1 protein-coding gene is annotated in these 363 nt (G+C 37.5%); it reads left to right on the top strand.

Annotated features, from left to right (window positions below; genetic code table 11):
* Nucleotides 1-363, top strand: a 363-nt coding sequence (locus KH400_RS22525) for an FAD-dependent monooxygenase (protein ID WP_217228438.1), incomplete at both ends; no start/stop codon positions are given.

The following is a 363-nucleotide window of genomic DNA, read 5'->3' as shown; positions in this document are numbered from 1 at the left end:
GGTTTTAATCGTTGGAGGGGGCATTGGAGGGTTATCAACAGCTATTGCTTTAGAGAATGTTGGCATCAAGACAGAAATTGTTGAAATTCAAAAAGAATATGATGTTTATGGTGTTGGTGTTATTTTACAATCGAATGCTGTTCGTGTTTTAGATGATATTGGGGTACTTGATGAGGTGATAGCTCGTGGAAAGTCTTATGAACGATTACAAATGTGTAGTCCCCAAGGGCATGCTTTTCATGAACTCCCAGCTCAACAAGCTGGAAAGCATAAAATAAATTGTGGAATATCGAGAAAAGAGTTACACAATATTTTATACGCTGAAGCAATAAAAAAGGGTGTGACCATTCGATTAGGTCTTAC

Source organism: Desertibacillus haloalkaliphilus (genome assembly GCF_019039105.1).
Taxonomy (GTDB): Bacteria; Bacillota; Bacilli; order Bacillales; family KJ1-10-99; genus Desertibacillus; species Desertibacillus haloalkaliphilus.
Note: the sequence above shows the minus strand (reverse complement) of the source record. Positions and strands in the feature narration are given on the sequence as shown.